General features: G+C 47.3%; 28 protein-coding genes. 7 read left to right on the top strand and 21 right to left on the bottom strand.

The features are described from left to right. Positions 1-94: 94 nt before the first annotated feature. Entirely contained in the window at positions 95-1,804 is a 1,710-nt protein-coding gene (gene ureC, locus ACKFKH_RS18420; protein ID WP_446859788.1) for an urease subunit alpha, read from the bottom strand. A gap of 202 nt (positions 1,805-2,006) precedes the next feature. Then, positions 2,007-2,564 carry a hypothetical protein gene (locus tag ACKFKH_RS18415; protein WP_446859787.1) on the bottom strand — a complete coding sequence of 186 codons (558 nt, stop codon included), beginning with the start codon at positions 2,562-2,564 and terminating at the stop codon, positions 2,007-2,009. Between the two features lie 86 nt (positions 2,565-2,650). Here ACKFKH_RS18415 and ACKFKH_RS18410 point away from each other — a divergent pair, with 86 nt between their 5' ends. Genes ACKFKH_RS18410 through ACKFKH_RS18400 form a run of 3 tightly spaced genes read left to right on the top strand, consistent with a single transcriptional unit; the run spans position 2,651 to position 4,059 of the window. After that, positions 2,651-2,773 carry a helix-turn-helix domain-containing protein gene (locus ACKFKH_RS18410; RefSeq protein ID WP_446859786.1) on the top strand — a complete coding sequence of 41 codons (123 nt, stop codon included), beginning with the start codon at positions 2,651-2,653 and terminating at the stop codon, positions 2,771-2,773. Further along, positions 2,748-3,827 carry an RNA-guided endonuclease InsQ/TnpB family protein gene (locus tag ACKFKH_RS18405; protein ID WP_446859785.1) on the top strand — a complete coding sequence of 360 codons (1,080 nt, stop codon included), beginning with the start codon at positions 2,748-2,750 and terminating at the stop codon, positions 3,825-3,827. Before ACKFKH_RS18410 ends, ACKFKH_RS18405 begins: the two co-directional genes overlap by 26 nt. Position 3,828: 1 nt before the next feature. Beyond that, positions 3,829-4,059, top strand: coding sequence for a hypothetical protein (locus ACKFKH_RS18400; protein WP_446859784.1), 231 nt, complete (start codon positions 3,829-3,831; stop codon positions 4,057-4,059). 768 nt (positions 4,060-4,827) lie between these two features. Here ACKFKH_RS18400 and ACKFKH_RS18395 read toward each other — a convergent pair. Next, positions 4,828-6,246 carry an LCP family protein gene (locus ACKFKH_RS18395; protein ID WP_446859783.1) on the bottom strand — a complete coding sequence of 473 codons (1,419 nt, stop codon included), beginning with the start codon at positions 6,244-6,246 and terminating at the stop codon, positions 4,828-4,830. A gap of 298 nt (positions 6,247-6,544) precedes the next feature. Continuing rightward, positions 6,545-8,755, bottom strand: coding sequence for a pentapeptide repeat-containing protein (locus ACKFKH_RS18390; protein ID WP_446859782.1), 2,211 nt, complete (start codon positions 8,753-8,755; stop codon positions 6,545-6,547). A gap of 32 nt (positions 8,756-8,787) precedes the next feature. On the opposite strand from ACKFKH_RS18390, the gene ACKFKH_RS18385 reads away from it, so the two are divergent. Continuing rightward, positions 8,788-9,816: a bifunctional heptose 7-phosphate kinase/heptose 1-phosphate adenyltransferase gene (locus tag ACKFKH_RS18385; RefSeq protein WP_446859781.1), complete on the top strand. Its 1,029-nt coding sequence runs from the start codon at positions 8,788-8,790 to the stop codon at positions 9,814-9,816. Between the two features lie 362 nt (positions 9,817-10,178). Here ACKFKH_RS18385 and ACKFKH_RS18380 read toward each other — a convergent pair whose 3' ends face one another. Further along, complete coding sequence (locus tag ACKFKH_RS18380) at positions 10,179-10,517, bottom strand: hypothetical protein (RefSeq protein WP_446859779.1); 339 nt, start codon at positions 10,515-10,517, stop codon at positions 10,179-10,181. Positions 10,518-11,007: 490 nt separating this feature from the next. Here ACKFKH_RS18380 and ACKFKH_RS18375 point away from each other — a divergent pair, with 490 nt between their 5' ends. Next, positions 11,008-11,322, top strand: a complete 315-nt coding sequence (locus tag ACKFKH_RS18375) for a helix-turn-helix domain-containing protein (RefSeq protein ID WP_446859778.1) — start codon at positions 11,008-11,010, stop codon at positions 11,320-11,322. 430 nt (positions 11,323-11,752) lie between these two features. On the opposite strand, the gene ACKFKH_RS18370 is transcribed toward ACKFKH_RS18375, so the two are convergent. From ACKFKH_RS18370 to ACKFKH_RS18320, 11 genes are all read right to left on the bottom strand, one after another. Further along, a complete protein-coding gene (locus ACKFKH_RS18370) occupies positions 11,753-13,945 on the bottom strand; it encodes a lytic transglycosylase domain-containing protein (RefSeq protein ID WP_446859777.1) in 2,193 nt (730 codons plus the stop codon). A gap of 193 nt (positions 13,946-14,138) precedes the next feature. Beyond that, positions 14,139-14,879, bottom strand: coding sequence for an ISL3 family transposase (locus tag ACKFKH_RS18365; RefSeq protein WP_446859776.1), 741 nt, complete (start codon positions 14,877-14,879; stop codon positions 14,139-14,141). Beyond that, positions 14,864-15,154 (bottom strand): transposase family protein, encoded by a 291-nt coding sequence (locus tag ACKFKH_RS18360; RefSeq protein WP_446859775.1) that lies wholly within the window; start codon positions 15,152-15,154, stop codon positions 14,864-14,866. Before ACKFKH_RS18360 ends, ACKFKH_RS18365 begins: the two co-directional genes overlap by 16 nt. Before the next feature lie 262 nt (positions 15,155-15,416). Next, positions 15,417-15,839, bottom strand: a complete 423-nt coding sequence (locus tag ACKFKH_RS18355) for a hypothetical protein (protein WP_446859774.1) — start codon at positions 15,837-15,839, stop codon at positions 15,417-15,419. A gap of 79 nt (positions 15,840-15,918) precedes the next feature. Continuing rightward, a complete protein-coding gene (locus ACKFKH_RS18350; RefSeq protein WP_446859773.1) occupies positions 15,919-16,188 on the bottom strand; it encodes a hypothetical protein in 270 nt (89 codons plus the stop codon). Continuing rightward, complete coding sequence (locus tag ACKFKH_RS18345) at positions 16,185-16,400, bottom strand: hypothetical protein (protein WP_446859772.1); 216 nt, start codon at positions 16,398-16,400, stop codon at positions 16,185-16,187. Before ACKFKH_RS18345 ends, ACKFKH_RS18350 begins: the two co-directional genes overlap by 4 nt. A gap of 235 nt (positions 16,401-16,635) precedes the next feature. After that, positions 16,636-17,019, bottom strand: coding sequence for a DUF4279 domain-containing protein (locus ACKFKH_RS18340; protein ID WP_446859771.1), 384 nt, complete (start codon positions 17,017-17,019; stop codon positions 16,636-16,638). A 171-nt stretch (positions 17,020-17,190) separates the two neighbouring features. Further along, on the bottom strand, positions 17,191-17,766 hold the full coding sequence (locus ACKFKH_RS18335) for a dihydrofolate reductase family protein (RefSeq protein WP_446859770.1): 576 nt from the start codon (positions 17,764-17,766) through the stop codon (positions 17,191-17,193). Between the two features lie 278 nt (positions 17,767-18,044). Next, positions 18,045-18,812 carry an SDR family NAD(P)-dependent oxidoreductase gene (locus tag ACKFKH_RS18330; RefSeq protein ID WP_446859769.1) on the bottom strand — a complete coding sequence of 256 codons (768 nt, stop codon included), beginning with the start codon at positions 18,810-18,812 and terminating at the stop codon, positions 18,045-18,047. Positions 18,813-18,874: 62 nt separating this feature from the next. Further along, positions 18,875-19,237, bottom strand: coding sequence for a tautomerase family protein (locus ACKFKH_RS18325; RefSeq protein WP_446859768.1), 363 nt, complete (start codon positions 19,235-19,237; stop codon positions 18,875-18,877). A gap of 14 nt (positions 19,238-19,251) precedes the next feature. After that, positions 19,252-19,695 (bottom strand): nuclear transport factor 2 family protein, encoded by a 444-nt coding sequence (locus ACKFKH_RS18320; protein WP_446859767.1) that lies wholly within the window; start codon positions 19,693-19,695, stop codon positions 19,252-19,254. 154 nt (positions 19,696-19,849) lie between these two features. Here ACKFKH_RS18320 and ACKFKH_RS18315 point away from each other — a divergent pair, with 154 nt between their 5' ends. After that, the gene (locus tag ACKFKH_RS18315; protein ID WP_446859766.1) at positions 19,850-20,752 is read left to right on the top strand and encodes a LysR family transcriptional regulator; all 903 of its coding nucleotides are present in this window, start codon (positions 19,850-19,852) and stop codon (positions 20,750-20,752) included. 210 nt (positions 20,753-20,962) lie between these two features. Here ACKFKH_RS18315 and ACKFKH_RS18310 read toward each other — a convergent pair whose 3' ends face one another. The 5 genes from ACKFKH_RS18310 to ACKFKH_RS18290 form a co-directional block, all read right to left on the bottom strand. Further along, positions 20,963-21,337 (bottom strand): clan AA aspartic protease, encoded by a 375-nt coding sequence (locus ACKFKH_RS18310; protein ID WP_446859765.1) that lies wholly within the window; start codon positions 21,335-21,337, stop codon positions 20,963-20,965. Further along, positions 21,334-21,609, bottom strand: coding sequence for a hypothetical protein (locus ACKFKH_RS18305; RefSeq protein ID WP_446859764.1), 276 nt, complete (start codon positions 21,607-21,609; stop codon positions 21,334-21,336). The genes ACKFKH_RS18310 and ACKFKH_RS18305 overlap by 4 nt, the downstream gene beginning before the upstream one ends. A gap of 135 nt (positions 21,610-21,744) precedes the next feature. After that, positions 21,745-22,239, bottom strand: coding sequence for a hypothetical protein (locus ACKFKH_RS18300; RefSeq protein WP_446859763.1), 495 nt, complete (start codon positions 22,237-22,239; stop codon positions 21,745-21,747). A gap of 117 nt (positions 22,240-22,356) precedes the next feature. Continuing rightward, the gene (locus tag ACKFKH_RS18295; protein ID WP_446859762.1) at positions 22,357-22,866 is read right to left on the bottom strand and encodes a hypothetical protein; all 510 of its coding nucleotides are present in this window, start codon (positions 22,864-22,866) and stop codon (positions 22,357-22,359) included. Positions 22,867-23,229: 363 nt separating this feature from the next. After that, positions 23,230-23,829, bottom strand: a complete 600-nt coding sequence (locus ACKFKH_RS18290; RefSeq protein WP_446859761.1) for a transglutaminase-like domain-containing protein — start codon at positions 23,827-23,829, stop codon at positions 23,230-23,232. 324 nt (positions 23,830-24,153) lie between these two features. Between ACKFKH_RS18290 and ACKFKH_RS18285 the strand changes: the two genes are divergently transcribed. Further along, positions 24,154-24,486, top strand: coding sequence for a hypothetical protein (locus tag ACKFKH_RS18285; RefSeq protein WP_446859760.1), 333 nt, complete (start codon positions 24,154-24,156; stop codon positions 24,484-24,486). The last annotated feature ends 587 nt before the right edge of the window (positions 24,487-25,073 follow it).

Here is a 25,073-nt window from a genome sequence, read left to right as displayed (position 1 = left end):
CGATGGCTAAGAAGTAATGACTAACAACCCGCCCTTGAAGATTCTTGCAACTGATTTAGGACTGATATAGCCGCCCGCTCCGATCGAAGCTGCCTCAAAACAGAAAATATCGCTGCGCCATCGGTAACACAGTGGCAGGCTCACAAGTTAATAGTTCACCGTCAGCCCGAACTTCATAAGTTTCAGGATCAACTTCCATATGAGGGAGTGCATCGTTAAGCTTCATGTCTCGCTTGGTGAGTTTGCGAATGCCTGACACCGCTACGGCTTGCTTTTGCAGACCTAGCTTTTCAGGAACCCCTTTTTTGATCGCTGCCTGAGACAGGAATGTGAGAGATGTGGCGGCGATCGCTCCCCCAAAACTGCCAAACATCGGACGCATATGAACAGGTTGCGGTGTGGGAATACTGGCGTTAGCATCTCCCATCTGTGACCAGGCAATCAAGCCGCCTTTGATCACCATTTCTGGCTTGACTCCAAACATCGCTGGTCGCCACAAGCAAAGGTCTGCCAGCTTTCCAACCTCGATCGATCCGACGTGGGCAGCAATCCCATGAGTGATCGCCGGATTGATCGTATATTTTGCAATGTAGCGTTTGGCTCGGTGATTATCGTTGCGTGACGAATCCTCGGCCAGTGCGCCCCGTTGCACTTTCATTTTGTGTCCCGTTTGCCAGGTGCGAATGATGACTTCTCCGATTCGTCCCATGGCCTGTGAGTCAGACGACAGCATACTAAACGCGCCCAAATCGTGAAGAATATCTTCGGCGGCGATCGTTTCTCTTCGGATTCGCGATTCTGCAAACGCGACGTCTTCTGGAATGCTGGGATCGAGGTGGTGACAGACCATCAGCATATCCAAATGTTCGTCTAGCGTGTTTAAAGTATAAGGTCGCGTCGGATTGGTCGAAGACGGCAACACATTCGCTTCACCACAAACTTTGATGATGTCAGGGGCATGTCCTCCGCCTGCGCCTTCGGTGTGATAGGTGTGAATGACGCGATTTTTGAAGGCAGCGATCGTATCTTCGACAAATCCCGCTTCATTCAACGTGTCGGTGTGGATGGCCACCTGAACATCGTATTCGTCGGCAACGCTCAAACAGGTATCGATCGCCGCAGGTGTGGTTCCCCAATCTTCGTGCAGCTTTAAGCCCATCGCTCCCGCTTTTACTTGTTCTTCGAGGGCGGCGGGTTGGCTGGTGTTGCCTTTGCCTAAGAATCCCAGGTTCATCGGAAAAGCTTCAGCAGCCTGCAACATGCGGTAAAGATTCCACGGGCCGGGGGTGCAAGTTGTGGCGCTTGTTCCTGCTGCCGGGCCAGTTCCGCCTCCGATCATGGTTGTGATTCCAGACGCGATCGCGACCTCGATCTGTTGCGGGCAAATAAAGTGAATGTGAGTGTCTACGCCGCCTGCCGTCAGGATCAGTCCTTCTCCGGCGATCGCTTCGGTGCCGGGGCCAATTACGATCGTCACATTGTCTTGAATATAGGGGTTGCCAGCTTTTCCGATCGCGGCAATTTTTCCATCTTTGATGCCCACATCTGCTTTGACGATGCCCCACCAGTCGAGAATTAGCGCATTGGTAATCACCGCATCAACGGCACCCGCTTCGTTCGTGATCGGAGACTGCCCCATGCCATCGCGGATCACCTTTCCACCGCCAAACTTTACCTCATCGCCGTAGGTAGTGTGATCTTGTTCGACTTCAATAATCAGGTCAGTATCGGCTAATCGGATGCGATCGCCCACCGTCGGGCCATAGGTCTCAGCATAGGCGCGGCGATTCATGCGATAACTCATGGGCAACTCCTCAAGCGTGGTCTGATCCGCCCTCAATTATGCAATGAATTGGCTAGAGAAACTGTCAAAAAATGAGCTTTATTGAGTGTGAAGTAGAAAGACAAAGTAGAAAAACTCAGTCGATCGCAAAGTTTTCTGATTATTTTGTTGATTGCTAGCCAACTAAAACCATCATTTACGATCGACTGAAACCAGCTTGAGCCTAACGAATCACGATCGAGTCCCGTGTCTTACGCAACTCTGCGCGCACTGCATCCTGTTCAGCGACGACTGAATTAAAGTTAAAGCCCATCATCTTGCCATCAAATGACGTGAAATAAGTGTCGTTGTGAACTTTGGTATCGATCGCTTGATTGATAAACTCAAAATGCACCCAGGGCGTGTTGTTGATCGTGGTCATTTCATCACTAATCCATTGCAGGTTGGGGAGCGATTTTCCGATCGCTTGACGCAGTGCGGTTTTTAACTCAGGTAGCTGCTGGGGTTTTACATTAGCCTCTGAAAAGGTGACGGCGACTGTAACGGTGCGGCGATCGTTGCCATAGGCATATTTGGGTGGGCTTCCGGTTTTGGGAAACTTGGTGGCAATTTCTTGGGCGGTCAACTGGGTAAATCCAGGTGGCAATGCAAAGGTAACTCGTCCATCTGCTAAAGCCACATTACCAGTCGCATCTGGCTTAATCGAGGCTTGGGAAGTAGGGTTTGGCGTGCTGACCAAATAAATGGGACTCAAGCCCCGCACTTTTAGGGCGGCTTTCAAGCCTTAGCCAAACAGGATCAAAAGCGTCATCGAGGATTTTGAATAAACAGGTATACGTTTATTCAGACAATGAGTATAATGGCTGTATGCTGAATCTCACTTACGAATACAAGCTCATTCCGACCGACGCGCAGCGCGAAGCCTTCGACCACTGGCTAGAAATTTGTCGCAAGGTCTACAACTTTGCACTGCGAGAACGCAAGGATTAATTCTCGCAAGTGTGATATCAACTCGTGCAGCATCAAGCAGGAGTACATCATCCCTGCCGATGCGCCACGTCCGACCTTTGCCCGTCAGTGCAAAACACTGGCAGACGCAAAGAAATCAATTCCTGGATTGAAACTACCTCATACTCATGTTTTGCAACAAGTGTTGCGGCAATTAGAGGCTGCATTTGTGGCGATGTGGGATCGGGGTCACGGTTTCCCTAGATTCAAAAAACGGATGCGCTCCTTTGTGTTTCCGCAATTGAATCTAGAGTCTGTAAAACGGTTTGATGGTGTTGATTGGGTCAATCTACCAAAGATTGGCCCCGTCAAAATGCACCTGTCGCGCCCTATTCCTGATGGTTTTGAGGTCAAGCAAATTCGCGTTGTGAAACGAGCATCTGGCTACTATGCCATGCTTACTTTGCAGTGCGATGTCGAAGTCCCTCAAGCCTCGCCATCAGGTCATGGATTGGGAATTGATTTAGGTCTGGAACATTTTCTAGCAACGTCTGACGGCGAGTTGATCGATAGACCTCGATTCTTTGTGGATGGACAAAGCAAGCTGAAATCGCTGCAACGTCAACTGAAGCGCAAGAAAAAGGGTTCTAGAAAGTCTCGTCAACTGCAACATCAAATTGCTAAACACCACGAATACGTCTCGAATAGTCGCAAAGACTTTCATTTCAAAACCGCTCATCATTTATGCGACCAGGGGCAAACCGTATTTGCTGAGGACTTAAACCTCAAGGCAATGTCAGCAGGAATGCTGTGCAAACACACATTGGATGCTGGTTTTGGGCAGTTTCTCAACATCTTGAATCATGTTTGCTTCAAGAGAGGAGCATACTTCGCCAAAGTAGATCCAAATGGAACGAGCCAAACTTGCCCTAGATGCCAGACGCATACAGGCAAGAAGGAGCTATCTGAGCGTGTTCATAAATGCCCTGAGTGCGGGTATGAAACAAATCGAGATGTCGCAGCCGCACAAGTAGTGCTGCAACGTGGATATACAGCGGTGGGGCACATCGCAGTGAATTTTGGGGAGGGCAAGTAGCATGAGCTATCCCGACGAACCAAGAATCCCCTCGCCTTCAGGCAGGGGAGTTGTCAAAGGTGACGCAGACGGAACTGCTGGAGGCTCAGACGGCGACACAGATGGCTCAACTGCGGGTGTTGTAGGAGATGCCGTCGCAGAGGGAACTGGAGCGGATGCCTGTGGTTTAGAAGCGGTACAGCCTCCAATCATACAAAGCATCGAAGCCGCCAAACCTACCCACACGCCGTGAAGCTGGTGAGAACGAATTTTTGTGAGCGGCGATCGAGAGACGGCTGAGGAAGCCTTGTTAAACGTGTGCCAAACCATAAAAGGGACTCCTTAGCAGGTGTAATTGTTCAAGGTCTATGGGACTGCAAATTCGATAAAACTTTTCACTTCGTGCGCTTCGAGATACCGACAAGAGACTGCCAATCCGGAAATGCGCCCTAAATTCTCCTGAGCGATCGTGAATTCGATGAAAGTGTTCGCTTTGGTGGTAGATCGGGTTGCTTCTTAAATCCTTCACCCGTAAGGGACTTTGCACTAAAGCTTTTCTCCGAAAGTCCCCCAAAATTGGCTACCGTGTACACACAAGTCGTTGTCGCTTCGTTTCAGGCGGCTTCAGCCCCCTAAATCCCCCAGTCTGGGGGACTTTGACCAAGGAAAGATTTCCAAAGTTCAAAGCCATGACGACGGCTCAAAGTCCCCCATTTTTGGGGGATTTAGGGGGCGAAGGATCTCAGCAATGACAGATCGATCGACGTGTGTGTACACGGCAGCAAAATGGGGGGGCAAAAGATTTCAGCACCAAAGCGAAAAAATTTTGTCAAACTGACATGACGTGGAGGATTTTGAACCGAAAATCTCGTTTAACAGTCTTCTAAAATTGGGGTCGAGACAGAACAGCGAAACGCTATCGAGCTTACGTTAGAGAGGGGATTGATGACTTGAGATTGCGATCGCCCTCTTAAGTAAATTCGAGCGTGTGGTAGAAAGCACCCAGGGAAAGGGTAGACAATTACTCCTTAACGGAGGTGGCTTTGGGTGGCACCTTTTTAAGGGGTTGGAGGGCATCTTTCCCTAATTGAATCGTTACATCTGATTCGATGTCGCCCGTATTCTCAATCCGAACTTCACCAAAGCCGAGAGAACGTCGTACCGCCTCCGCCCCGATCACATCTCCCTGCTGCGCCACAATGCGCGTCACACTGAGCGGCTCTGTCCAGGGGTTGCCTAGATACACGTTGTCAAACCCGTCTGCCCGGAGCGCAGTTCGCACCTTCTGCACCCCTTTTTCTTGCTTGGTACTGTCTTGAATGGCGACTCTGAGCGACGCAGGCGTGTCTTCGGTGAGGCTGGGTGCGCCAAAGTCAAAATGCTGTGAAACGAGGGATTGAATCTTAGCGGGGTGCGGCAGCCAATAGCTGGCATCATATTCTCCAGGTGCACTAAACTCTCCGGGCACCATTAGCATTTTGGTGTTGGAGCGGTTTACCTGGGATGCAAAGCCACTCAGGGCAACGAGTTCTTCGACGGTCAGGTTGGTGTCGATGTGAGTTTGAATCACCGAAAGCAGCTTGGGAACACGGGCGACAGTGGTCGGGTTAAGGGCTTGCTCCATCAGGGCCCGCATCACCATTTGCTGACGTTGGATGCGACCAATATCGCCATTTTCGTCATAGCGGAATCGCAGCAGTTGTAGGGTCTGATCGCCATTGAGGTGTTGTCTTCCGGCTTTGAGGTTGACATAAAGATGCTGACTATCGTCCTTATATTTCATGTCTTTGGGCACGTAGACCGTCACCCCACCCAAGGCATCAATCAGGGCTTGCACCCCCTGCACGTTGATCGTCACATAGCGATCGATGCCCACGCCTCCCATCAATTCGCTGACCGATCGGGCTGCTAGGGCGGGGCCACCATCGGCGTTGGCTTCGTTGATTTTGCGAACTCCGTGATCAGGAATGTAGGTGCGCGTGTCTCTAGGAATGGACAATACAACAAATTTTTTGGTTTCTGGGTCAAACCTCAACAACAGCATCACATCCGTCAAGCCATCAAAGGAGTTGACCAGGGCTTGATAGCGGAGCTTTTGAGTTTCTGGTGGCGGATTGTTGACATCTGTGGTCAGGACTTTTGCGCCGAGAATGAGAATATTGACCGGGCGAGTCAGTTCTGGGAGTTTGAGATTGGAGCGGCTAGAAAAGCGATCGCCCTTGCCAAAAATGGACGCTTCAGAAGGACTCAGTTGTCGCTGCATCAAGGGTGTACTGGCAAGCGAGACGGCGAGTAAAGCGCCTGCGGTCGCAGAAAGCATGGCTACACCCGTCAGACAAAGCAGAAGCCAAATCAGCTTGACGCTTCCAGGTTTGGCAGATTTTTGGGGCTTTGACGGGGCTTTTTTAGACGAAACAGGACGTTTATTCGGGCTTTTCACGGGCTTCCTCAACACACACCAATGGAGACGATCGACGGAAAATAACTCTGTAATAATTCGGAATTTAATTGTAGGCAATAAAACAAATTCTGCACTCTTTTGATCAGGTTAAACCTGGCTGATCAACGCAGATGTTAACAATCTTTCCCTAAGTTGTCCGAGAAAACTGGATGATCTTGAGAAATTTGAAGCTTTTGAGTCATTGCAGTTCAACTTTGAGAAAACGTTGGCAGCGGACAACTGATTATTTTATTAGCAAAAAATTACAGTCATTTGTCATCTATCAGGAGTCAGGGATTTATTTGAAGTAGATTAATAAGTTTAGACCTGGAATGGTGCGAGAGAGCGTCCATAGCAGTAGGGCGATGTAGAGCGTTCCTAAACTCCATTGATACCAGACGATCGCAGTGACCAAACTGGGCAAAGATTCATCGCGTAATCGGATGTCATTGAACCCAAATCGCAAAAAATTGTTGAAGCTAAAATCAAAATAATTGAGCCAGTTCCAGCGGCTCTGCCACAAGATGGGCAGGTAGCGATCGCGAAACAGTTGTTCACGAGGAATGATGGGGAGTCTGCCAATCAAGACGCGCAGTTGTCGCAAGGTGCCTTCTTCAACAAAGTAGCTGGTTTCCATGAGCGCGTGATAGCGACCCTGACGCAGCAGCAAAATTAGCAAAAACAGCGGTATCGGTAAGGTGACGATCGCCCAACAGCCCAACGTCATCCAGGGGCGATCGGCAGTCCGAAAGATGGCCGTCAGGCCCCCTAGATTGAGCAAAGTTGCCAGCGCGATCACACACAAAAATTCTCCCCAGGTGGGCAAAATTGGTTTTGGGTAACGTCTACGCCAGCGATCGAGAAACCAAAACAACAAACTAAAGTAGGCAACCGTAACCAATCCAACGCCAAAGATTAACCAAAAACTCGTCCCGTCTCGACACAGTAATAGTAACAGTGTGAGAGATAGCCAGTTGAATGCAATCACAAATCGATTTGCGAACGCTAATAAGGGAGGAAGCGGTTCGGCGGCGATGACACGATCGCGCACATTAATGTAAGTGGCTAAATCGACTTCGTTGACGCTGAGAAGCTCGGAGGGATTGCGAAAAAGCTGGGTGGCGCGGCGATCGAGAATAGCAGTGGCCTGATTTTTACGAAAGCCAATGTTAGTTAAATCGGTGAGCGTAGCGGTGTTGAGATTGGTGCCCAAAAGTCGCTGTCGAAGCTGGCGCGATCGTAAGACTTGCGTCGTGTAGTCGATCTGATTTGCGTCAGAAATTTGTTCTAATCGCCGAAAGTTTCTCACCAGTTCTCGCAGTAGATTCTCGTTACTTTGCAGCGTCGGAACAGATAGCACTCGCCCAATTTGCCCTGGATCGCCGAGAATTTTAGCTTTATCTGAATCAAACCGCAGTCCCGGAACATTTAAATAGGCGCTTTTGGAGAAACTAGAATAGCTAAAATCGGCACGATCGAGAATCGAAGCTCCCCGCAAATTGACGGGTCGATTGAACTGAACTTCTCGAAAAAAAGCGGCTTTCTCAAAAGTAGCATCGGTCAAAAATAGCGATTGATTAAACTTATCTTTACTAAACAAAGTCTGTTCTCGCCAGCGTGTCTGAGCAAAATCGACGTTGCCTTGCCACTGGACACGAGTGAAGTTTGCAGGTTGATAGAAGGTCGATCGATTGAAGTTGGCGGTCGTCAAAAATTCGCTGCTTTGAAAGTTCACATCGCCGCGAAACTGCACTTGACTAAATTCTGCTTTGCCAAAAAAGATGCTGTTGCGAAACTGGGTTTCTCGCCCAAAATTGCCACTCGCAAAACTCACGGGCAAACTAAACCGCCCCTGTGACCAATCTGCCCCCGCCGGAAGCTGAATCCCTTGCGCCTCTAGCCGATTGAGAAAGAAGGTGTTGGTGAAATCTGCGAATCCATTTAGTCGAGACTGCACCAACTTGATCGGCCCGCGAAACACCGAAATCTGAGCGGGAGGCACCTGCAAATTTCCTCTAGGAGTCAACAACAGCGACTGAGACAGCGTACTGAGCCGAGACAGCCGACGACGATCGCGCTGCAACTGAGTTTTTTCGGCGGACGTAAAGATCGGCGATAGCGCATCTCCATACAGCGGTGCCCGTAGCCCCAATTTGCTAACCACAAAGTCTCCCTCGATCTGCGAATAGCTCAAATCGAGTCCCAGAGGCAATCCTGGCTTTTGTAACTGAGACTGCACCAGACTATAAAACTGATCGCGAAAGGCGGCATTTTCGGGACGCAGGTCGATCGCCATTCGTCTCAAATCCAAAATCCGAGTGCCTTCACTGGGAAGGGGCGATCGCAATCGTTCTTGTAGCAGTTCTAGGGTGAGGGGAGTCAAACTGGGTTGGGCGACCCCTTGCGGGTAACTCGCAGAGAGCGCAGCAGTCGGAAACAGAAAACAGGAAAAACACAGAGTCAGAAGGATGAGACGTGAAACAAAACCCCTTATAATTCCTTTCTTCATTTGCAATCCCTTTTCCTTTTCCCTTCATCAGTATGCCTTTAGACACTGCTTTTACGGCTCGACTGCGCCAATCTGCCGATCGCTTGTTTGAATTAATCGATCGCTTTTCGCAGTCCACTATTTTGATTGTGGGAGATTTGACTTTGGATGAGTTTCTCACAGGCGCGGTCGAACGGGTATCTCGCGAGGCTCCGGTGTTGATTTTGCGCCATGAAGAGACGCAGCAGGTGCCGGGAGGTGGGGCGAATGCGGTGTATAACTTTGCTCAATTGGGAGCTACGGTCAAAGCGGTCGGGCTGTTGGGTAAAGATGAGCAAGGACGGGCAATTCAGCGCATTTTTGCTCAAGCAGGCATCGACGACCAGGGAATTTTTCTCGACCCCGATCGCCCCACCATCACCAAAACCCGCATCTCAGGTCACGCCCGCCAGTCGGTCACTCAGCAGATTGTGAGAATCGATCGCAAATCCGACAGTCTTCCTCACCTGGATTTACAGCACCAACTTGCAGATTACATTCAACAGCAAATGAGAACGGTGGATGCGATCGTCTGTTCAGATTACGGCGATGGCACGTTGACGGCTCCGGTGATCGAGGCAGTGTTAAACCATTCGCGGGTGATTGTGGATGCTCAGAAGGGACTCGATCGCTACCAAAAAGCCACCCTTCATACCCCCAATTTACCCGAAGCAGAACTCGCAGTTGGATACTCGATTACCGATTCTGAAACACTGTCACGAGCGGGAAGGGATTTACTAGCGCTAACACAAGCCGACCAGATTCTGATCACGCGAGGAGAACAGGGAATGACGCTATTCGATCAAGCCTGCGAACAGCACATTCCTGCCTTTAATCGCACCAAAGTCTTTGACGTAACGGGCGCAGGAGATACCGTCGTCGCTGCCTTAACCCTCGGACTCACTGCCGGAGCCACTTTATGGGAAGCCTGTGTATTAGGCAATCTTGCGGCCAGTATTGTCGTTCGTCAGTTTGGCACTACCACCACTAACCCGACTGAAATGAAAGCGGCATTAGAAATCTTGCTTAATGAACTTGATTGAACTTGAATTCTATGAAGTTTTTTCGTTTCGTTGGACTGTCTTTTTGCCCCCAGACTACCGATTCTAACGTGAATTCGATGGAACTTTCGCTACGGTGATTCATCCGGGCAGCCCCCTAAATCCCCCACCTACCGTGTATACATAAGTCGATTGATCTGTACTTGCCGTAATCCTTCGCCCCCTAAATCCCCCAAATTTGGGGGACTTTGAACGCTGATCAGGGTTCTAAATTCTGGAAGCCTTTTTTGCTTAAAGTCCCCCAGAATGGGGGATTTAGGGGGCTGAAGCCGACTAGAACGAAGTGAGTATAGACTTGTGTATACACCGTAGTAAATCCCCCACTGGGAGACTTCAGGACAACTTCAAATGTCATTGTTATATAAACTTTCTCCCATAAAAAACCAATACGCTAAATCATCCAACTCCTGATAAGACTGCTCATAATACTCTGGTGTATGAACCTGTGGAAAGTTTGGGTGAGTCGTCCAATCCCGAACAAACGATGGAATATACCAGAAACCTTGAGCAATCCAGCGATCGAGGGTTGCTGTTTGACTATACTCTTCGCAGCAAGCTTGCATAACCAGGGTCAGTCGTGCAAAGGCTGCTTTATTCCAAGTTAAGTCAGGCCGAAGTTGAATCAAAAAGGAGCCTTCTTCAGCCTCAAACTCTTTCTTTAAGATGGTTAGGTAGTTGTCCATTGGTGGGCGATCGATAACAAAACAACTTTGCGCTAGGTGATCAAATGCTTTCAACCCCCTGCTCGCAAATAATCTTAAGTGCATCATAGACCTGTACTGGGCGATCGCGTGCATCTAATTATCAGACAGTGAAGATATAAACACGGCATGAGCGATCAGAGTAACCCTTTGATTTGGCTGCATGGTGAGGTGAAGACTCCACTTTTCAGTCAAGAAGCGTGAATAGAAGCAGGCGTTCTGCTTAGACAACTCCAGGAAGGTGAAGTTGGATTACCTCATTCGCGCCCTATGCCAAGTATCAGAACTCGCTGTCATGAGCTACGGATTGAGACATTGATAGAAACTGGAGAATTATTTATCGAATTGATGATAATGCGATCTGAATTGTTGAGGTTTTCAATAAAACATCGAGAGTAACACCCAAAAAATGTGATTGCAGTCTGCAAAAAGCGCTTGAGCAAATACGATACTGATCAGCAGAAGTAATGTAATGGATCAATCCAAGAGAGACCGTTTGGAATCTAAGGGCTGGAAAGTTGGAACAGCCTCAGATTTTTTAGAGCTAGCCCCCGAAGAAACGGTCTTTGTTGAGGTCAAGCTGGCTCTTAGTCGCAGCTTAAAAACTCGTCGGCAAGACCTAATGACCCAAAACGAACTGGCTTCTAAAATTGGCTCTAGCCAACCTCGAATTGCTAAAGCTGAAAATGGCGATGCTTCGGTCTCAATTGAGTTGTTGATCCGGGCAATGTTAGCCACAGGTGCAACCCCTCAAGACATTGAGCAGATTATTGCTAGTGTGGGATAAAGGTAATACATATAAGGTAATACATATTAAGTGCAAAGGCTGCTTTATTCCCATGTAAGTCAGATCGAATCTGAATCAAGAAGGAACCGCTTTGCAATTTCAAGGGTCAGTCTCCACTGTAAGGCAACCTACTGTACGAGAAAGTCTTACACCATAAAGTCTCACACTATGCTGACATTTTGCTAGATTGAGCCTCACGAATTTTCTCGGCACACACCCTCTTGATCCAGTCCTGACGACTAATCTTTTGCAGTTGGCACGCTGCATCGATACTTTGCAGTAATTCCAACGGGAGAACAATATCAATTTGTTGCTTTACTTGAAAATGAGCTGTGAAATGTTCAGAAACATCTGCTCCTGAATGAGCTTGTTGAACTCAAGATGCTAACTAGCAACCTATAAGCACTGCCTCAATGTGTAATTCAAGCATCTAATTAGCGATCGCACCAGGTGCAACTTGGGCGATTTTTTGGGAGATCTCAGGATTGTAGAGGCGCAGATAATTCCAGTAGTTGCCAAATACTGATTTGACATAGCCTCGCGTTTCGTCGTAAGGAATCATTTCTACAAACTCGTCTTGATCTTGAGTTTTCGCCTTTGCCAGCCAGCCGCCGACTGCACTAGGGCCCGCGTTATAACTGGCCACCGCCAACATTGAGTTGTTGTTGTATTCCTCGTGCGTGTGGTCGAGATACCACGTTCCCAAGTTGATGTTGTCCTGGGGATTGTCGAGTTTGTATTCCTTGAGTTTGATGTTTTTGGCAATGAAGACGGCTGTTTCGGGCATGACTTGCATCAGACCAGATGCGCCCACCGAAGATTTGATTTTTGACTCAAAGCGCGACTCTTGACGAATCAAAGCCGTCACTAACATTGGGTTTAACTGACGCTGCTGTGACCAGGTTTCAATCTCTTGAACGTAGGGGAACGGATAGAGCGCTTGCCAGTAGGCAGACTGTTGTTTGAGTTGCTGATATTGGGCTTTGTCTTCGGGCTTGTCGCGATCGCGCAAATTCGACACCATAAAAATCCCGTCCAGATTGTCGCCCACGCCTAACCGCATCACACCATCGGTAAACTGTTCTGCAACGGTCGGAGTCACGCGATTTTGAAACTCAACTTGCCAGTGTGTCCAGGCATCTCGGTCTTGTCCCAGTTGGTAAAGCTCTTTGAGAACGGGCGATCCAGCCGTCAATTCGGGACGTTGAGCAGGCTTGTTGACCTGGGGATTGAGCGATCGCACCGTGTTAAAGTCGCCCACATTCCAGCCGAGCATACTCGCCGATCGCCATGCATAGTAGGTTTCGGGATGTTCGGTCAGGACTCGCTTGTAGATGGCTTCTGCGTCGTTGTTTTTGCCCAGACGCTCGTTCCATTTGCCGACCCAAAATCCGGCTTGTGCAGCAATTTCGCTGGTGGGATTGTTGGTGAGAATGGGTTCTGCCCACTGTTTGGCGAGTTGAAAGTCTCCCGCTTTGGCGCGTTCTTGAGCGTAGAGCCAGCGCATCTCGGCCGCCGCGTCAGAATTAGCGTATTGCGTGAGAACGGTTTGACGAAGTTGAGTCGCAGTTTTGGCACTCTGCATTTTGTCCATTAATTTGGACTTTTCGAGCAATGCTTGAGGCGCACGATCGGGAAAGTTTGCAATCACCTGATCGAGGTAAGCGATCGCGGTTTGAGGCTGTTCCGCCAGGGCTGCGAGTCGCGTCAGGGCAAGTCCAGCTTCGGGGGAAGTGGGATAGGTTTGGACGACCTGCCGATAGCGTTCTACACCGCCAGGTTTGCCGCCCAGATGTAGCCCTCTTGCTGAACGGTAAGCTGTGAGCGGAGTTTGGGGAGATCGAGAATAAGCGATCGCGCCCTTGCCATACATTTGATTTTCCCAGTAGCCAAAGGCGATCGCTTCCCAGTCTTTGGGCTGTAGCTGAGGCGCAAATTTCTCAACAATCCGATCCAAAACGCCCGTGTAGCCTTCAGCAGTCAAATCGTATTTAGCAATCACCATCAACAGCGGCAGACTGGGATTTTTTTTAAGCTGAAGTTTGGCAATCTCGATCGAGTGCGGATGCGACGGAAACTTTGCGATCGCCTGATTCCAATATTTTGGATTCGATCGTCCCAAAAAGAACAAACCTTCTACGGAAGCCGGATCGTCGGGATGCTGTTTGACTAATTCTTGCCAAGTTTTAGTCGTCTCAGATTGCTTGCCTGCTGCTTCGTAAGCCTGCGCCCGTTTGAGCAAGACCTGAGCTGCCATCACCGGGTAGTCTTTCTCCAAACCTTTCAACGGCTCTAACGCCTTCTCACCCTGACCTTGAGCCACCAGATCGGTCGCCAACAAATAGCGGGCGCGATTGCGTTCTAAAGAAGGGGCAGATTTTTGGGCCGTTGTCTTGAGCGTGGCGGCGCGCTGTTTGGGAGATTGAGCAATCAGCGGACTGACGATCGTACCCGGCGACCCAATACTTCCTGGCTTCTGGTTAGAATTGAACGTGCCAAATCCGCTCAATGCCTGTTGTGACACATCTTTGAGCTTCTCGATCGGCAAAAACGTCCCAGCCAACAATGCCAGTCCGCCTGTACCTGCTGCCAACCAAATCCAAGTTTTCCGTTTCTTCAGCATGGATCTCTCCCAGGGAGGATGGGTAAAATCACTCAAACTCTTAGCAGTTATAGCAAAAATTTACAGGTTCTTGACAACAAAAAACCAGTAAACTCAAAGCTTTTCGGCTTCGTCTCAGTAATTTTTGCCACAAAGCTACTCCACAGTAGCAAAACACCTCCGAGATACCCGTGACTGACGAACTTGGGCTCTCCTAGACCTCGTGTGTAGAGTTTTGTGAAGCACCAAAGCAAGATAATAGCCTCAAACGGAAATGTTTGAAATTATGAAAACCGTAACCCTTCCGTTTAATGAGCTTAATTTTCGTGTTGATCCCCTCGGTCACTCCACTGGTGGTTCGATGCTCAAAGTAATTGCAAATACCATTCAGGTGCTCACGAATCATGTCCGCGGAATCTTGATAAAAAAGCTGAACCAGTCGGCGCCATCGCTGAAATTTTATTTTGGCTGCGTGGATCGTTCTTGACTTTTCATAAATCTGGCTGAGGTCTTCTTTCAACTCATACGCAATCGTTAAACAAGGAAATGCTTTCAACCCTTCATCTAAGCGTTGTCTTTGCTCATCGCTCAACTCTTGTCGATTCTTCCACAGTAAATGCGGTAATCCTTTGAATTTCACCTTCATCTGTCGTCTTAAATGATTTAACTCCCGATTGATATGTTGCATCACATGAAAGCGGTCATAGACAATCTTGGCGTTGGGAAACACCGCCTCAATGACTGCGGTGTAGCCGCCCCACCTATCCACACTCACTTCTTTCACCCCTGCTCTGACTTCGAGAGGATAGGCTTCCAGCATGGCTTTCACCTCCTCTTGTTTGTGGCTGTCCAGTACATCCAGTAGGGTATGTTGGTCGATGTCCACGACGGTTGTGACAAAATCTTGATGCCCCTTGTGCTGACTAAATTCATCCAAGCTTAAACGTTCCGGCAATGGCTCAACTTTTTTATGGTATGAACCGCCTGGGCATCAAAAATCTGGCGCACGGTGGCAATGCCCAGCCCTTCTCGGCGGCTCACCTCCTCCAAACTGGATTGCTTCACTTGTTCGTAAATCGCTTGGGCATAACGAGGCGTATAGGCATGTCGCCCACTCATAAACTCCAAGACTTCGCTATGAAATTGTTGACAGTGTTCACACTGAAACTGCCGTCGGGGAACTTGAAGATAGACCGGCTTGCCAAAGACCGGCAAGTCCCGAATCAGCACTGTGGTGGTTTGATTGTTACTTCATCTTGGCTTTGAATCTGGTTGAGGGATTGGTGGCGTTTTCTGCTCATTTCATCGCTTGCAATACGCTGCCTGTAAACAACTTCAACGACTGCATCACTACAGTTCCAGCCGCCTAAAGACCGCCGCGGCGACCCATAATCTTTGCATCTACACCAGCAACTATTGCTCGTCCGTTGCATGGCGCTTGTTAACCTGGTTACTCTATTCGGTTGTTTATGCAGCTATTGCTCTCATCACTTCAAAGATTATTGGTTTTGTAATTTTCCTGAATCCAATCATTAAAAGAGCAAGAAAGTTCATCAGGACTAACAAGCACACCCTCAATATCCATAATCTCAAATGGAGCAAGATCAGTTAAAACATGAGTAACTGGCAAGAAATCTTCTTTGTAAGCTTGTTTCACTGAAATACAATCTACAGGATCTCCTTGCAAAGCAAACTCAATCCCCCTGCCTTGTCCATCTACATGAGAATAGAAATAATTCACAAAAGCCCAGGATTTATCGTTATTGATTCGTTTCTGGGTCGAGAGTTTAAATCCTGGAGAAGAACAGAGGCGTTGAACCACTTCTTCTTGATTACCGAAGGATGGTAGCTCTTGAATCGCTGTTTGCTTGTCTTTATTAGGAGAAGCCCGAAAAAGGAAATAATCAATACTCATCTCTCAAATGATCTCTTTCAAGATACAAATTAGCAATTGATACAAGTTTAAACTTAGAGACACCCTGCTGACTAACGACTCAAATCAGCGGCAGCAGATTGACGAGGGGTAATACCTTGAAGTCGAGAATGAGTCTTTTCATCATGGCATACCCTCTCACCATATCGTCCAAATTACGGGCGCGATTGATGTAGGTGTGGCTACCCAGCATTTGTTCGTGAAAGGTTACGGTTGAAATCGCAAAATCTGAGAGTGGGTAGTGAGCCATACGAGTCGAAAAGTTGGTGTAGTCCTGCCCTGCCTGTCGCTGAAGAATGCTCAGATGATCTGTATCTAGCAGATATTTCATGGCTCGTCTTGCGCTTCAAGGAGTGATTCGTCGCCTTGGCGAATGGCTCGACCGTAGGCAAGCACTTCCTCAAAAGCAGGCTCATCCTTGAAAGAGCCTGTAATTTGTTGCAGCCAATTGGGAGATGAGGAAGTCGGAACTTGTTTCTGCAACTCAGCGATCGCAGCTTCTACTGCCGCAAGTCGTTCTTCCAAAGAGGTGTTGGTTGACATTTGAAGTCTCTCCAAATCTGTTTCTGATGTTTGCAGGATAGCGAGTCAGAAGAGATTTGACAATCTTTCAGGCTGCCACACAGCTTAGTTAAAAATTGTCCTACAGGATGCTTCACTGTCACGTTGAGATTTCTTCCATGTCAAGACCGTCCGCGTAGATATCGAACTGTAATACTAGTTTTCTTTCTCCGATTCGCCGTAGAGTTTCAGGGAAGAAACCAAGACAGCGATTACATCATTCCAACCATAATCCACAAAATAGATCAGCCTCGAATCTATCCGTCAATCTTTGCCAAATGTGCAAATCAGACGGCAAGCGATCGAGCAATGCATTGATCTGATCTTCAAGCTCGACATCAGCGCATTTTTCAACAGAAAGCCGCCATAAACCAGTTTTCTGAATACGATCGTACTTCTTACCCCGAAATATGTCCCCTTTCCGATACGCCGCAGTCGGAACGACTCCTAGTAGCTGAGTGATTTCATCCGGATCTAAATCTTTGCCAAAAAATCGTAACGTCACAGAACAAGCATCGACTGAGCCACCTGCGACCCAAACTAGTTGTCCAGCAGGCAGTTTAGGCGGCAATCGCAGCGGTGGCTCCAATGAATCATCCATCTCAAAAAGTGATCAGTGATAAACAATAGAGAGCTAAATTTGAAGTAATGTCCTCACAAGTATCTCAAGCGGCATAACGTTCCGGCTGAGCGGCTGCAAGTAACTTTGCAACACCACCCAGATCTCCCAACAGTCCGCTCCAGCCGGATTGTTAGGTTGTGCGTGATTTTTTTATTTTACTTTGTAGTAGAGCATCACAACTCCGTTTTCATAAATCTTGCTATTGGTCAGTTCTAAGGCAGCTTGCTGAATCACTCCAGAAAATAGTGGAATACCCGAACCCATTAAAAATGGATTGATCTTTATGATTAGCTGATCAACTAGGCTATTCTCGAAAAGTGTTGCAGCTAAATTCGCCCCGCCACAGAGCCAGATACCTCTGCCAGTCTGCTTCTTGAGAGTTTCAACCAATTCAACAGCGTTTTCTGAAACAAGTTGAACTCTCTCGTCTGAACTGTCTCGTATAGTGCGTGAAAAGAGATACTGTTTCATATGTGAATAAGGGCTTGTCACACCCTCTTTCAAACCTATCTCATATGTTTTCCTTCCCATGAGAACAATATCAAACAACTTGTTCTCTGAGTGAACTCCCATTACATCACGAAGGTGGGATGAAACAGTCTCAGGAAAAGAGGAAAATAAATCGGCAAAATATTCGCCATCTTGGGAAAAACCATCGTGTGAGCCATCAGCATGAGCAATAAACCCATCAACACTGCAAGCCACATAATACGTGAGTTCTCGCATATTGTCTCCCTTCGCATAATTCAGAGATTGCCATCCTTAGAATCTCTTATCGATAAATTTTCCGCTATGCTTCAACCGATAGCTTAAGCAACCTAACGTTGCCCATCACCCGCCGCAGACTACCTCTGCATCATAACCGATTACATTGTGGCGGTCGGTGTGCATGGGCGTTGTTAGACAGATTTACGCCTTTAGCTGTTGGACTGTCTGATCTCATGCATTTTCTGCACCGAAGGGGTTAGTGTAGAAAATGCATGAGACGGCTTCTGGACAGCGACTTAAGCTGCTTGCTGGCGATTGTTAAAGCCATCTCCTCCAGCCGCAATACCACCATCAACCGAGAGGATCACCCCCGTTACCCAGCTTGCATTTGCCAAATATAGAACGGCATCGGCGATATCTTTGGGCGTGCCAACCCGACCCAGAGGATGCTGCCGACCTAAATAATCTAATGTTTCTTGGGTCAGTTCACCATGAAGTGATGTTGGTACAATCCCAGGCGCAATCGTGTTGATCCGAATCCTATCCTCGGCTAACTCAAAGGATAGGTTTTTCGCCATAGCTGTAATTGCGGCTTTCGCCATAATCGGCGCTGAAGAAGGAATTGACTGACTAGCGTGGAATGTGAGAATCGTCCCAATGTTGATAATTGCGCCGCCATCTCCTTGCACGCGCATTTGCTTGACGGCTTCCTGGGTGAGCGCAAAGGTTCCGCGAACATAGTTTAGATATTGATCTAATTCACCAATGCTATATTCAGTAAACGGTTTGACCGCAAAGATACCAGCATTATTAATCAGCACATTCACGCGGCCAAACTTGGAAACAGCTTCGTCAACTAGTTTTGGCGCAAATGTCGGATCGGTAATGTCACCTGCTACAAGATGGATGCGATCGGGGCGATCGAGTTTTTGAGCCGCCATTTCAAGTTTTGAGAATGTTCTCCCATTCAGTACCACATTCGCCTGATTGTGCAAAAATGCTTCAGCAATGGCATAGCCCAAACCAGTTGCAGCGCCCGTGATAATTACAGTCTGAGTTGTCATACTATCTACCTCCAATTTAGTTCCAAGATTTGACTGTCTAGATGACTTTTTTCATTAGGAAGTTAATCCTGGACAATATCCCATTTACAATAAAGTTTGCCGTGCTCGTCAGATAACCAGCGAGAGGTGAGCCTTACTTGTTGCCTTTTAATTCCAAGCTGATGCTCTTGTCTGCTGTTTGTAGTTTGGGTTTCGAGGGTTGCTTGTCTCATGACTTTTCTCCGCTGAATGCCTTGCCGAAATTCTTTCACAGGCACTCCAGCAACACCCCAGTCTTCAGTCGCAACTTCATCAATGACAACGAATGTCGTTGCTGGTGTTTTATTTAGAACACGCACCAAAAGTTCTGTTACACCTTTGATGAGTTCAGCTTTTTGCTGTGATGTTGCACCTTCACGAGTGATTTTGATGTTTATATAGGGCATGGTTTGACCTCCCGCTAATTCCGGCTTGTTGGCAATATTGCCGTGTCTGCATGGATCGTGTAGTGAAAGACTTTGGCAATAATTTTCCATTCGCCCTCAAGCTGAATGAGGGTGAGTAGATCAATAAAATCTTTGGCTAGCATGGAACAACGCATTCGGGCGATCGCGGTTACAGCCCCTGCGAACTCGATCGAATCGATCGAAAATGTATAGGGTTCACCGGAAGATTCTGGGGGAATTCGTTGCTCAACGATTGGGAAATAGGAATGCATATCAAGATGCAATAGTTCTCCGCTAGATGCAGTGAAGTATTGAGCACTGGCATGAAACACGGTTGCCAAAAGAGCTGTATCACAACGATATAAAGCGTCATAATATCGCTTGAGCAGATCAACGATCGCGAAATATTCAATGCCGTAAACCTGTTTATCCACCGCATAGACCTGTGCTTGATTCATAGTTCCTCCACGCTTCGGGTTATCACAGCTTGAAGCTCATACTTTGACCATAACTCTTCACTCAAAAAAGATAAAGATCGATTTAGTTGAATAACTTTCCACCTATAGTGAATAATAGAGGTGGCGAGATGGGTCATTTTGTAAGTGATTTTCTATGGACAAATTAATTGCTCTGAACGTCTTTAGACGAGTCGTTGAGTTTGAGAGTTTTAGCCGTGCAGCAGACGCTCTGAACTTATCAAATGCATCTGTCAGTAAAAATGTCCAGGAACTGGAAAAAGAACTAGGAACCCAGTTGATCCATCGGACAACCAGACGTTTGAACTTGACTGAAGCAGGACGACTCTATTTTCAGCGAGTTTCCTCTATTCTGGATGAACTGGAAAGTGTTGAAGAATTTGTTTCCGATCTCTCGGTCAAACCTCACGGACTGCTTCGCGTGACAGCACCAATGTCTCTGGGTTTAACCCATGTAGCAACAGCGATTTATCAATTTCAATCAATTTATCCAGATATACGGATCGAACTCATCCTCAATGATCGCTATGTGGATCTCATTGAGGAGGGATTTGATGTGGGGATCAGAGGGGGCGGATTGGTCAACGATAATAGTCTGGTCACGCATCGAATCGGCGATATTCAACGAGTCGTTTGCGCATCACCGACATATCTGAAGCAGTATGGCGAACCCAAATCGCCGGAGGATCTGAAGAAGCACCATTGTGTGATTTACACGCTGGCGCGATCGCCCCATGAGTGGAGTTTTTGGCGAGGTCATGAAACAGTGTCAGTGCATGTTGATGGATCTTTAAAAGTGAACAATAGCCTTGCTGCAAGTCAAGCGGCTGTTGCGGGACTCGGTTTGATTTTTTTGCCTATGTTCACAGTCTTAGATGGATTGGAACGTGGGATGCTGAAAACTGTCTTGAAAGAATGGTCTACGGAACCTTTGACCCTGTATGCGATTTACCCAAAACATCGCCAACACTCTGGAAAACTTCAAGTATTCATAGACTTCATGTCGGAGGCTCTTGCATCAATTGCTGCCAGACTTTAACCTTTAGCAAGCCAACAGAAATACCGAGATTTACGCATAGTAATAACTCAGCAAAAGCAATGTATCAAGATCAATTCTTGACAACCGTACGATTACAAAATCAGAGGTCTAACGGTTAAAGTGAGCGGCGGCGAGTGACCTAGAACGTAGCGCGAAGACTCTCTACCGTCCGCTCCATTGTGTTGTTAGACCGTGCCTCACGAGTAACCTCTAATTTACGATCGACAAGGGTTCGATCTCAACAGAGCCGCCGTCAATAGTCTGAATTCGCTCGTAGCCGCGCAACAGTCGCATTCCAATCAGAGGAACTGTTTCCGACTCATTAATATAAATCTCGCGATATTGCCCATCCCAAATCACAAGCCCAATGTAGACCTCAAAAGTGCAAGAAGTTCCATCGCCCAAGGTTGCGACATCCCGCCCCTCCCAACTGAATCCCAAGGTCGAGATAATATCGGTTGGCAAGGTTAAAAAACCAGAAAATTCTGTATCAATTACGGCATCTACTAGCTGCGTTATCGCATTATTTTTGATCACAAGCGGCAACGTTGCCTCACAACTCTCATTCACACGCCCTCGCATCATTGCTTTGTTCTCAAGCTCCGTGCTCCAAAGTGATCCACTGCTGGATACCCAATGCGGACGAACCAGGTCTGAGGATCTGGTACTCGTGCTGAGAGTTGTTTCGAGGCTGCCAGCAGATCATCAGCGACCTCAAAAGCTCTGGTTTCGATGTCGATCGCCACAATTTTGCCGTAGTTGCCTTCCTCGACTTGCGATCGCACTTGAGATTCATAAACCTCATCGCCACGTCGAGCGAATTCTTCTTTGCTGTAGCGGGGTTGTCGAACTGTCATGGGTCTTATCTCATGCTAACTTCACCTCTTCATTCTATTTTAAGTTGGGTGATTACCCTTTTAGCTTTTTAGCTATAGAAGTTAGAGGGCAAACTACTCTGTCAGTGCATAAAAATAAAGGTGGGCATTGCCCACCTAACCACTATCTAATTGTAGGCCGTCTGGAATACCTGCTAATGCTGGACAATCAATCGTACGAACTTTATCCCAATTGAGGTTATTCTTGTTCATTACCGATGGAGAAAGGATGTGTCTCTTCTGTCCTTGATCCAGCAAATAGATTCGATTCCTTAAAGGATGATTGCTCTCTCCGCAGCGTACAAGCCGATTGTCGTTAGTGACAGGAGTCCCAGCAGTAATTGACACAGTATCTATAGCATTGAGGGATTTAGGAACAAACAGATTCTGGTAAACGCTTGGATTAAGAATGTGTCTGATGCAACCCTCATCAACCCAAAAGATCATGCCATTGCCCGGATTCCGAAGTTGTAGACCATTAAGGTCAGGACGAAGGCGAGTAGATTGAGCATTAGCAACTTGACCATTATTCACATTCAAACACTGCGTTACGCCAGCTAAGGCTACAACCATCGCACTTATAGGAACTGAACGGGCAAATTTTTGCTTCATACCGTCTCCTTGATTGCGGTCTAATGACCAAGCTCACCGGATGCGGATAATGTTTGCAACTCAGCTAATCAAATGAGGAATTCCGGTGCAGCGCCTCGTTAGACCGTGCCAAAGCAGTTACTCTGGAACCTTTGTGACAGTCCAAGTTCCGTAATCACCATTTGACACTTGAAAGTTTCCTGTTCCAACGAACGTATTGTCCTGCCTGCGCAATTCTCCAATGAATGTTTGTTTAGCAGGTTGGGAACCTCGGGTATGACTTGCAGAACCTACACATGCGATTTGATTAGCAGATGGGATGACGTGACCAGTACATCCTCCATAAGCGGTAGTACCTAGAGCTGGACCTTGGTCGCGTCCTGCAACAGAACCGTCACGTTCGATTCTGATTTTAAGACCTGTAGTTTGACCTTGTTTTGAAGAGTAGGTACCGACATACGTTCCTTCATAACTTATTGTTCCATCGGCAGGATTTTTTTTGGGATTACCCTGGGTTGTGCTGTGGAACCTGCCCAAGTAATAGGCAGGCAAAGAAATTAAGCCTAGCAAAAATAGGACACTTAGCAACCATTTGAGGCGCTTACAAGCTTCTGATTCTGGTCTAACAATTTCTACTTCTTCAGCCATAGTTCTCGAACCTTAGCTATCTACAAAATACCTGAACTGAAAATAAAGTAACCCTAAGTACTCACAGATTTGAACTAAGTCTAACTGGCACATAGTTGCAATGTCACTTGCAAGTAGTCGGAAAAAAGTCAGGAAAAAGTTAGATGCATCTCAAGATTCTTAGATCGCCCCTTTGCCAAGAATATGATCACTTGGTGTTTCTACCCTAGCCGATAACTTGTTAAATGCGCTCTGATAAACAACCTAAATGCGGTCTAACGACCCCGTTCACCCGCCGCTAGTAACCTCTCGGACTCATCGACCAACTTGATACGGTCGGCGTGCAACGGGATTGTTAGCTGGCTGGCACGGACTCAATATTGGCTATACCAAACTATAACTCTTCGCCGACTCTAGCGAAATGTCTGGAAGATGACAAAGCATCTCATCCCACGTACTCTGTGATTGCAATGCCTCCACGATCATCTGAAGTGGTTCAGTAAGGATCACTGGAAAATCTGCCTCCGCAGGAAGCTGAATCTTAAATGCCAACTGCTCTTGAGGTGGCATGAACTGGGCATCGACTCCTTCTTTATTACCTCTTGCATCAACCCGGTACCAACCCATTTCGGGCAAATAGATAGCATTAAACCCGTGCAAACTGTAAGGCGCGCCTTTATCATCAACACTTAATCGCTGATAACAAAACCCGGCTGGAATCTGATTTGCCCGTAATAGTGCAGCCAGCAAATGGCTCTTAGCAAAGCAGTAACCTGTTTTGTGTTGAAGCACATCTGATGCTCGGCAAGTCACAGGATTCATCTGATAGTCATAACTATGGAAAATCTCATCTCGCACCCATTCAAAGCACGCTTTTGCGATCGCCGTTGATGTTTTATGACCTGATGCAATTTGATTGGCAAGCTCGACGATTTCGGGATGTTGCCAATTAATAACTTCACTCGCTCTCAAGTATTCTTCCATGTCAATTACTAAAAACCCTGCAAGCCAATTCTAAGCGATTAACCGATAGCTTCAAAGGACTGCCATCACCCAGAAACGAAGCCAGCTAACGTTGCCCATCACCCGCCGCAGATATCCTATTGAGCTCAACGAAGAGACTCTAAACGGTTGGGTGCATGGGCGTTGTTAGACCGCACCTCCGCTACTGCTACCGCTTAAAATAGAGCATAGACAGGTAGCAAAAAGAAATTCAATGACTCAAACCCCGCAACAACCTGACCCTTTAGAAAGCAGAGTAATGGAGCCTTACAAAATTAATTTGCATAATCAATATCATTGCGATCCGTGCGGGAAGGTGGATCTAGATTTGAAGTTACTCAAGTTATTTTTGTAAGAGTCCATTTAACCGATCTGGAGCGCAATATGGTTGACATACGAGCAGCAGCAGAAGCACTTTCGCAAGTCACACAAATTCACCAGCAGAATTTTGAGACAGTGACGGCTGAATTTCAAATCCTTCGCCAGCGCCAACTTGAGAGTGACCAGCGATTTGAAGTGATGTTAGCTGAACTCAGGCAGATGAAGATTGATAGTGATGCTCGTTTCAATGGTTTGCAAACTGAAATCAATGGAATGCAGACTGAAATCCGGCGCATCCTTGATCGCCTTTTTAATTAACAGAATGGCGAGCAAGCTAGTCAGTAATGACAATCCTGTTGAAAAAGGACGAATGTTGCTCGCCATTCTGGATCTTGTTGTTTACCAACGATAACGAGCCGAACCACAATTAATACCTGTTTGTGGAATTCTAGGGTATCTAGATCTGGAGGATGCAGCCATTATGCTAGCTCGAACTCGTAGCTCACGAACACGACATTGCTGTTCTTGACAAGCTGACCTATCTCCTGCGTTACAGGCTTTTTGTAGGTGTGTATAAACATAGTATTCGTACTGTGCTCCTGCTTTACGATTATAGTCAACCCACTGACCTCCTTCCCGAATCAAATCTCCAGTTCGTTGCAGTTCTTGATTCACAGACGAACTGCTAGTTTGTAGCTAGCACAGGAGTTGTCAAAGTCAAACCAAACAATGTTGCTATTAGTACCTTCATGCTGTTTGCCTCTAAATGTCTCATAGCTGAACATCAATTAGCCTCTAGAAACTACCTTCACATAATTTGTGGGTCCGCCTCCTCTATAGTCAAGCAGTCTAACTTATGTTTAGACTGATCTCGTCTAGATAACCTCCCTGATTCGGGTGATTAG

The sequence above is a fragment of the Phormidesmis sp. 146-20 genome, from assembly GCF_052939475.1.
This window is presented reverse-complemented; position numbering and strand designations above follow the sequence as displayed.